The organism is Streptomyces sp. NPDC048057, assembly GCF_040653095.1.
GTDB lineage: Bacteria > Actinomycetota > Actinomycetes > Streptomycetales > Streptomycetaceae > Streptomyces.
The window spans coordinates 163,918-176,300 of record NZ_JBEZNF010000006.1 but is presented as its reverse complement, the minus strand read 5'-3'; the positions used below and the strand labels follow the sequence as shown (position 1 = coordinate 176,300).

10 protein-coding genes are annotated in these 12,383 nt (G+C 71.3%); 2 read left to right on the top strand and 8 right to left on the bottom strand.

Annotated features, from left to right (window positions below; all coding sequences use genetic code 11):
• Positions 1–19 precede the first annotated feature (19 nt).
• A complete protein-coding gene (locus tag AB0E05_RS09000) occupies positions 20–226 on the top strand; it encodes an acyl-CoA carboxylase subunit epsilon (protein ID WP_361960867.1) in 207 nt (68 codons plus the stop codon).
• A gap of 180 nt (positions 227–406) precedes the next feature.
• Here the strand turns inward: AB0E05_RS09000 and AB0E05_RS08995 are convergent, their stop codons facing one another.
• From AB0E05_RS08995 to AB0E05_RS08960, 8 genes are all read right to left on the bottom strand, one after another.
• Positions 407–988, bottom strand: a complete 582-nt coding sequence (locus AB0E05_RS08995) for an ATP/GTP-binding protein (RefSeq protein ID WP_130585192.1) — start codon at positions 986–988, stop codon at positions 407–409.
• Positions 969–1,610 carry a DUF742 domain-containing protein gene (locus AB0E05_RS08990; RefSeq protein WP_361960865.1) on the bottom strand — a complete coding sequence of 214 codons (642 nt, stop codon included), beginning with the start codon at positions 1,608–1,610 and terminating at the stop codon, positions 969–971. Before AB0E05_RS08990 ends, AB0E05_RS08995 begins: the two co-directional genes overlap by 20 nt.
• A gap of 97 nt (positions 1,611–1,707) precedes the next feature.
• Complete coding sequence (locus AB0E05_RS08985; RefSeq protein WP_358825178.1) at positions 1,708–2,121, bottom strand: roadblock/LC7 domain-containing protein; 414 nt, start codon at positions 2,119–2,121, stop codon at positions 1,708–1,710.
• Positions 2,122–2,131: 10 nt separating this feature from the next.
• Positions 2,132–5,515, bottom strand: a complete 3,384-nt coding sequence (locus AB0E05_RS08980; protein WP_361960863.1) for a nitrate- and nitrite sensing domain-containing protein — start codon at positions 5,513–5,515, stop codon at positions 2,132–2,134.
• Positions 5,516–5,852: 337 nt separating this feature from the next.
• Entirely contained in the window at positions 5,853–6,434 is a 582-nt protein-coding gene (locus AB0E05_RS08975; RefSeq protein ID WP_361538658.1) for an ATP/GTP-binding protein, read from the bottom strand.
• Positions 6,415–6,816: a DUF742 domain-containing protein gene (locus AB0E05_RS08970; protein ID WP_361960861.1), complete on the bottom strand. Its 402-nt coding sequence runs from the start codon at positions 6,814–6,816 to the stop codon at positions 6,415–6,417. Before AB0E05_RS08970 ends, AB0E05_RS08975 begins: the two co-directional genes overlap by 20 nt.
• Before the next feature lie 131 nt (positions 6,817–6,947).
• Positions 6,948–7,361 carry a roadblock/LC7 domain-containing protein gene (locus tag AB0E05_RS08965; RefSeq protein WP_361538991.1) on the bottom strand — a complete coding sequence of 138 codons (414 nt, stop codon included), beginning with the start codon at positions 7,359–7,361 and terminating at the stop codon, positions 6,948–6,950.
• Positions 7,362–7,370: 9 nt separating this feature from the next.
• Entirely contained in the window at positions 7,371–11,006 is a 3,636-nt protein-coding gene (locus tag AB0E05_RS08960; protein ID WP_361960859.1) for a nitrate- and nitrite sensing domain-containing protein, read from the bottom strand.
• Positions 11,007–12,079: 1,073 nt separating this feature from the next.
• Between AB0E05_RS08960 and AB0E05_RS08955 the strand changes: the two genes are divergently transcribed.
• Entirely contained in the window at positions 12,080–12,250 is a 171-nt protein-coding gene (locus AB0E05_RS08955) for a hypothetical protein (protein ID WP_361960857.1), read from the top strand.
• Positions 12,251–12,383: the final 133 nt, after the last annotated feature.

Genomic DNA, 12,383 nt, shown 5'->3' with positions numbered 1-12,383 from the left:
GAATACGGAGCCTCCAGACATGAGCACCCCCACCGCCGACGCCTCCCTGCTGCGGGTCGAGAAGGGCCACTGCGAGCCCGAGGAACTGGCCGCGATCACCGCGGTCCTGATGGCCCGCGCCGCGTCCGTCCCGGCCGAACCCGCGACCCACGCCCGCTCCACCGCCCCCTGGCGGCGCCTGGAGCGCCAGCGCGCCTTCCAGCCCTCCCACAGCTGGCAGGGCTGACCCGCCGGGCACCCGCCCGCATCGTCACCCGAGCGCCCGCAGGCCGTCACTCCGGCCGGCGGGCGCTTCGGCGTTCGGCCACGAGGAGCACGCCGGACGCGCAAGAAGCCCTCGGCCTCCCGGAAGGGGAGGCGTCGAGGGCTTCTTGCGAAGACGGGCAACGCCGGGGCGGCGGACGGATCAGCGCAGTCGGGCCATGAGGGCGTGTTCGACGAGGGTGATGAGGGCGCTTTTGGCGTCGGCGCGGTGGCGGGCGTCGGTGGTGATGATGGGGGTGTCGGGGCCGATTTGGAGGGCTTCGCGGACTTCTTCGGGGGTGTAGGGCTGGTGTCCGTCGAAGCCGTTGAGGGCGATGACGAAGGGGAGGCCGCTGTTTTCGAAGTAGTCGACGGCGGGGAAGCAGTCGGCGAGGCGGCGGGTGTCGACGAGGACGACGGCGCCGATGGCGCCGCGGACGAGGTCGTCCCACATGAACCAGAAGCGGTCCTGTCCGGGGGTGCCGAAGAGGTAGAGGATGAGGTCCTGGTCGAGGGTGATGCGGCCGAAGTCCATGGCGACGGTGGTGGTGGTTTTGTCGCCGGTGTGGGTGAGGTCGTCGATGCCGGCGGATGCGCTGGTCATGACGGCTTCGGTACGCAGCGGGTTGATCTCCGAGACGGCGCCGACGAACGTGGTCTTGCCCACGCCGAATCCGCCGGCCACCACGATCTTCGCGCTGGTGGTCGATCGAGGCGCACCGCCGCTAGAGCTTGCGAAGTCCACTGAGCACCCTTTCGAGCAGTGTCACGTCTGGCTGGCCACCGGCGGCTTCGTCGCCGCCGGGCTGGTGGATGGCGACAAGTCCGGCCTCCGCCAGGTCGGCGACGAGGATCCGGGCAACGCCGAGGGGAATGGAGAGGAGTGCCGAGATCTCGGCGACCGACTTGATCTCGAAGCACAACCGGCAGATCCGCTGGTGCTCGGGCAACTGCCCCTGCAACCTCGTCGGATCCGCCGTGGTGCTGACCAGCGCCTCGATGGCGAGCTGGTACCGCGGCCGGGTCCGGCCGCCGGTCATGGCGTACGGCCGCACCAGCGGATTGGGGCCGCCCTGGCTGGGCGAAGGCGGAGGGGTGCGGCGCCGGCCCTGAGGCTGTTGGTAGCGCTGCTCCTGGTACTGCTGCTGGTGGTGGGACGGCTGGTGCGGATGGGCTGGCTGCCCGCCGCCGTATCCCGGGTCGTACGGCTGCTGCGAAGGGTACTGCTGGGGCTGCTGGGGGTGGCGGGAGAAGTGGTCGCCTTCTCTGCCCGGCGTGGAGGGAAAGGGGTAGCCGTGGTGCGAGTGCTCGCCCGGCAGGTGATGCTCACCGCCGTCATACGGGCGTCCGCCCGGGGGTGTTGCCACGTTTCCTCCTCCGACCGCGATCCGCCGGTTGCTGTCCCTGTGGACCCGCGCCACCGCACCCTAATGGTGCGGTGGCGTAAAACGCACTGTCTGCCGGTTAGTTGAGAAGACTGCCCTGGAGTTCCGCCCTCAGGTCCGGGGTGAGCACGCTGCCCGCCCGGTCGACCAACAACGCCATCTCGTACCCCACCAGGCCGATGTCGGCCTCCGGGTGCGCCAGCACGGCGAGGGAGGAGCCGTCGGAGATGGACATGATGAAGAGGAAGCCGCGCTCCATCTCCACCACCGTCTGGTTGACGGCGCCGCCTTCGAAGATCCGGGAGGCCCCCGCGGTCAGCGAGGTCAGTCCGGAGGCCACTGCTGCCAGCTGGTCGGCGCGGTCCCGGGGGAATCCGTCGGACATCGCCAGCAGGAGTCCGTCGGCGGAGACCACCACGGTGTGGGACACCCCGGGGGTGTTGTCCACGAAGTTGGTGATCAACCAGTTGAGATTCTGCGCCGCCTGGCTCATCGGGCTCACACTAACGCTCCTGGTTGTAGGTACTGCCCGGGCCACCGTCGTGATCGTAGGTGGCCGGTCCGTTCGTGTCCGCTCCCAAGCCGCGACCCCGCTGGACCCCGCGGCGCAGATTGCTCAGCCTGCCGCGCACGTCCTCGGGCGCTCGCGAGACCTGGGGCAGTCCCTGCTGCGGCGTCTGCTCCGCGGTGCCCTCGATGAGGTTGGCCCTGGGCACCCGCCGCGGAAGTCCGGACGAGGTGATCCCGCCCGCCTTCGGCTCGCGCAGCTTCTCCGCCCGCTGCCAGCGCTCGTCGTTGGCCGAGCGCCAGTCCTGCTGACCACCGGCCTCGGCGGCCTCGTCGCCGCCGTCGGTCGCCGTCTCGGGCTGGGCGCCCTGCGGCGCTTGCGGGACCTGGTCCCCGGGCTGCTGCCACTGCTGGCTGGGCTGGGGCTGATCCTGCGCGGGCTGCGACCGCTGCTTGGAGCCGCGCCGAGGAAGACCGGCCTCGGTCAGCTCGTGACCACTGCTCGGAGAAGGTCCCGGACGCTCGAAGCCTACGCTCTCGGCGCCACTCGTGGGGGCGCTGCGGGCAGATTCCGACTCCGGACGGTAATCAGGCTCGTACGCACCCGGGAAACCGCTCTGATCCGGCCACTCCGCCTGCTGGGGCTGGGGAGCATACTGGCCGCCGTAGGGCTGTTCGAGCCGGCCGTGATCGGGGAAGCCGGCTTCCGGATACCCCGAGCCCGGAGGCAGTTGAGCATCCTGGGGCGCCTGCGGCAGTTCGTGTGCCTGCGGCGCCTGGGGTATCTGTGACGTCAGCGGTGCCTGTGCCTCGTAGGACTCCTGGTGCACCGGGGACATCGGCTGCGTCTGCTCCACCGCCGGCTCGGCGTAACCGCCGGTCTGGAAGCCGTCGTACGACGGCTGGGCGGGGTAGCCGCCCCGGCCGTCCTGACCCTGCCCCGCGAGCGGGTCGTGGCCCCACTGCCCGGTGTCGTACGGCTGCCCCTGCTGCTGCACGTCCTGGTACGTCTGCGGCTGGTCGCCGCCGGGCGCCTGGGCCCCCAGCGCCGTCCGGCGCCCTCCGCGGGCCAGCGAGCGGCCCACCGGGTCCAGCGGGCCGGTGCCCACCGCCGGCCGTCCGGCTCCGGGCCCCTGCTGCTGATCGCCGTAGCGCGAGTCGTCGAAGCCCAGGTCCGCGGCCGTCAGCGCCGGGCCGCCCTGGGGGTGCGCCTGCTGCTCCGGGATCATCTGCGAGACGGTGAAGTCGTCCTCCGGCAGCGGCTCGCCACCGCCGCCGTGGGTGATCGGGTCCGGCAGCATCACCAGCGAGGTGGTGCCAGCCTGCTCGCCCGAGGGGCGCAGCTGCACGCGGATGCCGTGCCGGTCGGCGAGCCGACCGACCACGAACAGGCCCATGCGCTGGGAGACCGCGACGTCCACGGTCGGCGGGTTGGCCAGCTTGTGGTTGATGTCCGCGAAGTCCTCGGCGGTGAGCCCGATCCCCTTGTCGTGGATCTCGATCATCACGCGGCCGTCGGGCAGCCGGGTCGCGGTCACCCGGACCTTGGTCTGCGGGGAGGAGAACGACGTGGCGTTCTCCAGCAGCTCGGCCAGCAGGTGCACGAGGTCGGTCACGGCCTGGCCGTGGATGTCCGTCTCCGGTACGCCGGTCAGCTCGATGCGCTCGTACGACTCGACCTCGGACGAGGCGGCGCGCAACACGTCGACCAGCGGCACGGGCTGGTTCCAGCGGCGACCGGGCTCCTCGCCGGCGAGGACGAGCAGGTTCTCGCCGTTGCGGCGCATCCGGGTCGCCAGGTGGTCCAGTCGGAACAGGCTCTCCAACTGGTCCGGGTCGGCCTCGTTGTTCTCCAGCTCGGTGATCAGGGTCAGCTGGCCCTCGATCAGCGACTGGTTGCGGCGCGAGAGGTTGGTGAAGATCGCGTTGACGTTGCCCCGGAGCATGGCCTGCTCGGCGGCGAGCCGCACGGCCTCCCGGTGGACCTGGTCGAAGGCGCGGGCGACCTCGCCGATCTCGTCCCGGGTGTCGATCGGGATCGGCTGCACCCGGGTGTCCACCCGACCCGGTTCCGTACGGGACAGCTGGTCGACCAGCATCGGCAGGCGCTGCTCGGCGATGGCGAAGGCGGCGGAGCGCAGCTGGCGCATGGAGCGGCTCATCTGCCGTGCCACGGCCGCGGCGAGCAAGAAGGCGACCAACAGGGCGACGACCACGATCGCACCGCTGAGGATGGCGTTCCGCTTGGCGTCGGCGGAGATCGACGCGGCCTCCTCGACGGCCTGCTTGACGAGGTCGCGCTCGACCTCCAGATAGCCCTCGAACTTGGCGGTGGCCGCGGCCGTCCACGTCTCGGGCGTGATGTCCTGCTTCGCCAGGTCCTCGGGGGAGGCGCCGGAGCCGATCTTCTGGGCCATCCCGGCGAACACCGAGCCGTCCGCACCCGGCGCCGGCTTGAGCCCGGACGCCTGAAGCTGCTGCGCGCCCTCGTCGGCCTTGCGCTTCATGACGGAGGTGAGCTTGTCCGCGTCCTGCTGGGTGCCGCCGGAGATGTACTCGGCGACCGCGATCTGCTCCAGGTAGTTGTACGAGTTGAACGCGATGGTCTGCCGGGCCCGGACCTCGGGCTTGTCGCTGGGGCGCACCAGCAGGTGGACGCCGATGGAGCGCTGGAGGGACTCGGCGGCCTTGGCGAGCTGGACGGCGTAGACGGTCCGGCCGAAACTGGTGACGTTGCCGGTGCCGAGTCCGAGCTCGTTGGCGAACTGCATCAGGGAGTGCTGGACCTTGACGTACCCCTCTTCGGTGCCCACCGGGTCCAGGCTGGTGGTGTACGCCGCCTTGCGCAGGTCCTGGAGGCGGGGCTCCTCGCGCTTGAAGAGTTCGAGCCGGCGTTCCAGTCCCTGGCCCGCCGGCATGTCCGCGACGGCGCGGTCGAAATTCGCCTTCGCCGCGTCCGTCGCCGCGTACGCCTTCGTCACCGGTTCCGCCCGGCGCTGCTCCGGCGTGGTCGCCTTGAGCAGCGGTTCGGCGGTGAGGTCGCGTTCGTTGAGGAGCGCCGCGCCGTATTCGGCTGCGGCGCTAACGATGCGTGCGGTCTTCTCCGCGTCTCTGGCCTCGTCCCAGGTGTCGATGGAACTCTTGACCTGGAAGCCGCCCATGACGAGGCCGACGAGCACGGGCAGGAGGAGGATGGCGTTCAGCCGGGTGGGCACGCGCCAGTTGCTCGGGGAGAACCGGCCCTTGTTGCCCCCGCCGGTGCCGCTGCCGGAGGCCGGTGGGGGTGCGGGTTCGTCCACGGGCGGCGCCGCAGCGTGCGACGGCGGGGTGAAGTTGCCCCGCGCCTGCTGCTCTGCGGAGCTCGTGTTGCTTCGCCTCACTCGACCAACAACCTCTCGGCGTCGGCACCTACGCTGTGCCGTGTTTCGTTCAGAGCCGTACTACTCAGAAGTTCGTCGAATTTCAGCATGCGGAGTGGGTCGGATCCAAACAGTTGGAATCAGCCATTCCGGCTCGTGGCGGCGAGCGATAAAACGGGCATAAAGAGCGAGCCCCTTCAAAAGGCGGGGCGATCGTGAGCGCAGCGGCACCGCTCGGCTGCATCGGGTGTCCGAACTGCTGCAATTCCATGTCGAAACGTTATGAACATGGGGGCGGACCGTGTCAAAGGACACAGTCCGCACTTGTGTGGATACGACAACTGCCGTATCGGGCCGTCTACTTGAGTCGGGCCATGAGGGCGTGTTCGACGAGGGTGATGAGGGCGCTTTTGGCGTCGGCGCGGTGGCGGGCGTCGGTGGTGATGATGGGGGTGTCGGGGCCGATTTGGAGGGCTTCGCGGACTTCTTCGGGGGTGTAGGGCTGGTGTCCGTCGAAGCCGTTGAGGGCGATGACGAAGGGGAGGCCGCTGTTTTCGAAGTAGTCGACGGCGGGGAAGCAGTCGGCGAGGCGGCGGGTGTCGACGAGGACGACGGCGCCGATGGCGCCGCGGACGAGGTCGTCCCACATGAACCAGAAGCGGTCCTGTCCGGGGGTGCCGAAGAGGTAGAGGATGAGGTCCTGGTCGAGGGTGATGCGGCCGAAGTCCATGGCGACGGTGGTGGTGGTTTTGTCGCCGGTGTGGGTGAGGTCGTCGATGCCGGCGGATGCGCTGGTCATGACGGCTTCGGTACGCAGCGGGTTGATCTCCGAGACGGCGCCGACGAACGTGGTCTTGCCCACGCCGAATCCGCCGGCCACCACGATCTTCGCGCTGGTGGTCGACCTGGGCGCACCGCCGCTAGAGCTTGCGAAGTCCACTGAGCACCCTTTCGAGCAGCGTCACGTCCGGCGTGCCACTGGCGTCGCCGCTGCCCGGCTGGTGGATCGCCACCATGCCCGCCTCCGCCAGGTCGGCGACGAGGATCCGGGCAACGCCGAGCGGCATGGACAGCAGGGCCGAGACCTCCGCGACCGACTTCACCTCACGGCACAGGTGGCAGATCCGCTGGTGCTCGGGGAGCAGTCCGGCCAGCAGCGAGGGGTCGGCCGTGGTGCTGACCAGCGCCTCGATGGCGAGCTGGTACCGCGGCCGGGTCCGGCCGCCGGTCATGGCGTACGGCCGCACCAACGGCTGGTCTCCCTCGAACCCGTAGTCGGTGTGGGCACCGTATGGATCGTGTGACGGGGGTGGCGGGGTCATGAGGTCCTCCGGACGGGACAGCAAGTGAGTGGCGAGCCGTCTCTTGGGGCCGGTGGGGGCCGGTTGGCGACCTGTGAGAACGACGGCGCGTTGGGCGCGTGGTGGACGACGGGGCTCGGAGCCGGTGCTGATCAGTGCAAGAGGCTTCCCTGGAGTTCGGCGCGCAGGTCCGGGGTGAGGACGCTGCCCGCTCGGTCCACCAGGAGGGCCATCTCGTAGCCCACCAGGCCGATGTCGCACTCGGGGTGCGCCAGCACGGCGAGGGAGGAGCCGTCGGAGATGGACATCAGGAAGAGGAAGCCCCGCTCCATCTCCACCACCGTCTGGCTCACGGTGCCGCCTTCGAAGATCCGGGAGGCCCCCGCGGTCAGCGAGGTCAGTCCGGAGGCCACCGCCGCCAGCTGGTCCGCGCGGTCCCGGGGGAACCCTTCGGACATGGCCAGCAGAAGGCCGTCGGCGGAGACCACCACGGTGTGGGACACCCCGGGGGTGTTGTCCACGAAGTTGGTGATCAACCAGTTCAGATTCTGCGCCGCCTGGCTCATCGGGCTCAACTAACGCTCCTGCTGGTGTGTGGGGCCGAGGTTGAAGCTGCCGGTCGTCGAGCTGTTCTGCTCGCGCCCCTGCTGAATGCCGCGACGGAGCTTGGTCAACCGACCGCGCACGTCGTCAGGCGCGCGAGAGACCGACGGTCCGCTCTGACCGCTCTGCTGCTGTGCGGTGCCCGCGACCAGATTGGCTCGCGGGACCCGACGGGGGAGTCCGGAGGTGGTGACGCCGCCGGCGGTGGGCTTGCGGATCCGCTCGGCCTGGCGCCCCAACTCGTCGTTGGGGGAGGTGCGCCAGTTGCCGCCGTCCGGACCGTCGGCGGGGATGGTGCCGAAGGCGCCGCCGTCGCGGCGCGGCAGCGGGCCGCCGGCGTCCGGCAGGCCGTGGGGCGCCTCGGGGGCCTGAGGGCCCCGAGGCGGCTGCGACGCCTGCGGGAACTGAGGCGCCGGGGGAGTCTGCGGACCCTGCTGGCTCTCGGGCACCTGGGGTGCCTGATGAACCTGCGGGAACGCCTGGGTCTGCTGGACCTGCGGCGCCTGCTGGATGCGGGGGGCCTGGGGCGCCTGCGGGACCTGCGGCGTTTGCTGGACCTGTTGGAACTGCTGGGTCGACTCGACGCCGTCGTGCGCCTCGCCGCCCTGCCGCGGCTGCTCGTACGCAGCGGTCCCGCCCGGGTTGCCCTGGCCGCTCGGCGGGCTCTGGGTGCGGAACCAGTCGGTCTCCAGCGTGTCGTACAGCGGCGTACGGCCGTCACCCGGGCCGGGCGCGGGCGGCAGCGCCTCGTGCTGCGGCTGCGGGGGCAGCTCGCCCCGCGCGGGGGCCTCCTGCTCCTCGAACCCGCGGGGCGCGGGAGCGCGACCGGGCGCGGGCGGCTGCGGCGCCACCATGTCAGGCCGGGCGAACTGGCCCGCCGCCGCGGGGTCCTGCCCCCGGTCCCGGAACCCGTCCGGACCGCTGTCGCGCGGCGGGGCGAACTGGCCGTCGTCCTGCACCGGACGGGCCGGCGCACCGGCGCCCCCGGGCGGACCGAAGACGTCGGAGCGGACGAACTGGCCGTTCGGCGCGTGCGGCGGACGGTGCTGCTGCGCCGGCTCCGGGGCCTCCGGGCTCGGGAACTCGCCCGTGTCCGACATGCCCGACGTGGCCGACGGGTGGGCGGGGCCGCCCGGGAGCGCGGGGGCTGCGAAGTCAGCGGGCGGAGGCGCGGTGAAGTCCTGGCGGGGGATCTCCGCCGTGGCACCGGGGCCCTGGACGGGCCCGAGGTCGTCGTGGCCGCGCGCGGTGTCCGCGTCGCGTCCGCCCGACCGCTGGGCGCTGCCCCAGCTGGTGGTCTGCGGGCGCTGCTGGCCCGCACCGGGGAGTTCGGCCCGCGGGGGAGTGCCCGGCTGGGGCAGGGCGGCCGGCTCCGGCCGCGCCGGCACACCGGGCGCCGACGGCCCGGGCGGAGGCGCGTTGCGCTGTCCGCGACCGCTGAAGGCACTGGCGAGACCGCCGCCCTGGCGGCCCTGGCCGCCGTCGCGGGCCGGCAGGGACGCGCGGGGACCGCCACCCAGCCCGGCACCGGTACCGGCGCCCGCGCCGACCTGGCCGCGCGGCGGGTTGGCACCGAGCAGTCCGCCGCCGGGCGCGCCCTGGCCGCCACCGCGGGGAGCGGGGGCGTCACCGGGGCGTCCACCGCCCACGGGCGGGACGCCGTTCGGGGCGGACACGGAGCCGGGACCGCCCTGTCCGCCCATCGGCTTGCGCCCGCCCTGGGCGACGTCGACGGGCAGCATGACCAGCGCGGTCGTGCCACCGGAGTCGGAGGGCCGCAGCTGGATGCGGATGCCGTGGCGCAGCGACAGCCGGCCGACCACGAACAGACCCATGCGGCGGGAGACCGAGACGTCCACGGTCGGCGGCGAGGCGAGCCGCTCGTTGATCGCGGCCAGGTCCTCGGGGGAGAGGCCGATGCCGGTGTCGTGGATCTCGACGAGCACCCGCCCGTCGGGCAGGGCGTGACCGGTGACGCGCACCTTGGTCTGCGGGGAGGAGAACGACGTGGCGTTCTCCAGCAGCTCGGCCAGCAGGTGCACGAGGTCGTTGACGACGCGCCCGGCGACGTCGGTCGCGGGGACCGCGGCCAACTCGATGCGCTCGTACTGCTCCACCTCGGACGCGGCGGCACGCAACACGTCGACCAGCGGGACCGGGCGGGTCCAGCGTCGACCGGGCTCCTCGCCCGCGAGGACGAGGAGGTTCTCGCCGTTACGGCGCATGCGGGTCGCGAGGTGGTCCAGCTTGAAGAGCGAGGAGAGCTGGTCCGGGTCGGCCTCGCGGGACTCCAGTTCGGAGATCAGCGACAGCTGGCGCTGGATGAGGCCCTGGGAGCGGCGCGAGAGGTTGGTGAACATCGCGTTGACGTTGCCCCGCAGCAGGGCCTGCTCGGCGGCGAGGCGGACCGCCTCTCGGTGCACGTCGTCGAAGGCCGCGGCCACCTTGCCGATCTCGTCGCGCGAGTGGACGCCGACGGACTCCACGGAGGTGTCGACGTCCTGCGGGTCCGTCTCCGAGAGCTGCTTGACCAGCTCGGGCAGCCGATCCTGGGCGACCTTGGTGGCGGTGTCCTGGAGCCGGCGCAGCGAGCGGATCATGGACCGGGAGACGATGAAGGCGCCGACCAGCGAGACCCCGAGGACGACGAGGATCAGCACACCGTTGAGGATGGCGTCCTGCTTGGACTCCTCGCGCAGCTGGCGGGCCTTGGACTCCATCTCCTCCAGCAGCGTGGCCTCGATGCGCTTCATGGCCTCCATGCGGATGCCGTACTTGTCGGTCCAGTCCAGGTGGGACTGCTTCTCCATCGTGTCGATGCCGCCCTGCTTCTCCAGGACCCGGGCGGCGTACTCGTTGGCGTGCTTGATCTCGGGGCCGCCCGAGTCCAGGGGGGCGAGCAGTTCCGCCGGGTCGCCGCCGAGCGACGAGTAGATCGGCGAGAACGACGTTTCCTTGTTGTTGGCGTTGATCAGGGCGGTCCAGCCGTACAGCCGGTCCACCTCGCTCAGGGCGTCGCCCTTCTGCCCCGGCCCGCCCGGCAGGGCGGCGGCGATGATCGCCTGCTGCATGGACGAGTACTCCTTGGCGGCCGAGAAGGCGGCCAGGGCACGCGTCCGCTTGATCATCTCCTGGTTGTTGGTGGCCTGGGCCATGTCCGAGGAGAGGTTCAGCAGGGAGTTGATGATCCGGTGGTACGCCTCGACGGTGAGGGAGTTGTGACCCTCCGTCGTGTACGCCTCCGCCCGGGTCGAGCGCAGCTTGTAGAGCTCCGCGTAGATCTGGGAGACGGTGGTGCGGATCGAGTCGAGGGTGTCGTCCTGCGCGCCGTCCTTGACGTTGACGCCTTCGGACGCCGCCACGAAGGCGTCGTACGCGCGGTCGGTGGCCTCGCGGGGGCCGCTCACCTTGAAGGCGCTGGCGTTGGCGTCGTTGGCCAGGGGGCCGGCGGTGGTGTCCCGCTCGTGCTGGAGCGCGGCGGCGAGCTTGGTCGCCTCCTGCGTCATCTCGGTGAGCATCTCCATGTGCCGCAGCTGGTCCATGCGGTCCATGGACTCCTGGATCCGCAGCCCGCCCAGGGTCACCGCGGCGGCGACGGGGAGGGTCATCAGGGAGACCAGCCGGGTGCTGATGCGCCAGTTGCGCAGCGCCAGGCGTGAGCCGGTGCTGGCGGGGGCGGTCGGTTTGGGTTCGGCCTCGTCCGTGTCGCCCGCGGCACCCGTCGGAGCGCCGCCGCCGGGCCCCTGGGGGGCACCGCCGGGACCGCTCGCACCGGGTCCGGTCCGGCCACCGGGGCCGCCGGGCCCTGCCGCTCCGGGACCGTTCGGTCCACCGGGGGCGGGTCGGGCGCCGGGTCGCGCAGGCCCCTGCGTGCCGGGGCGCTCGCCGCTGCCTTGGTTCGTCGGCCCCTGGCCCTGGTTCTGGATGTGCTGGGGCGACGAGCCACGGACGGTCCCGCTGCGCGGCTCCTGCTCCGCCGCGGCTTCCCCACGGCCCTGATGGGCCTGGGGACGCCCTGCGCCATCTCTCTTGAAACGTCCCTGCACTAGCGTCGCAACCTCTGGACCAGGCGTCCTTCCGCAGAACGGAAGGGACGGTGTCGGCTTTGGCGAGGCGCGGCGCCGCGCCTCTGGGTGGTCTGAGTGACCGGCGCTTCCCCCTTTCCCGCCGCCGCTCGGCGCTGCGTTGCGCCCCTTGCGCGCCGGACTGGTTCTGCGGCGGTGCGTGGAATTCCAGCACAGTGCCGGATCTCCAACAAGGGCCGCGCACCGTGCTGTGACCCGGGTGACACGTTGTAAGCGTCGGGTCACAAGCCGTTGAAAGACTTAGAGGGTAAAACGGACTTTTCCGTGCAGGTCGCCAGGGGGTGGAGCCTGTCCCGGTCGTTGCGATCAGGAGGGGAATAGTCGCTTCAGTTAGACAATGTCCGCTTTATGGGGGTGAGTTGACGGTCCGTAATGACCGAAATGCCGGGCGGTTGGTGAGGAAACTCACACCTGTCACACACGTTCTCCACGACTTTGTCGGGAACTAGATGTTTAACCTGTCGCGTTGGGCAGAGGTGCCCCGGTTGTAAAGCGCCGCCCGCGGACCCGCCCACGGGTCGGTCCGCCGCCGGTCCGGGGCCGTTCGCCCGCCTAGCCGAGATAGCCGATAGGTCTGAAAGGTCTGAAGGCACCCGATGAAGACGATGACGGTCCGCACGATAGCCAACCCCCGCCGCACCACCCTCGCGCACGTCAAGGACGCCGCCGAGCTGGACGTGCCGGCTCGTCCGGAGCACTCCGTCGACCTCCCGACCCAGACGGCCAACCCGCGTCGCACCACCCTGATGGACGCCCCCGTCTCCTGACCGCACGACGCGCCCCGAAACCCCGCCGCGCCCGGGACCCGGTCCGACCGGCCGCCCCGGGCGCAGGCGTGCGCGGGGACCGCACCCCCGCCGCGTTAGCCTGGAGCGTCAGACTCCAACAGCTTCACCAGCA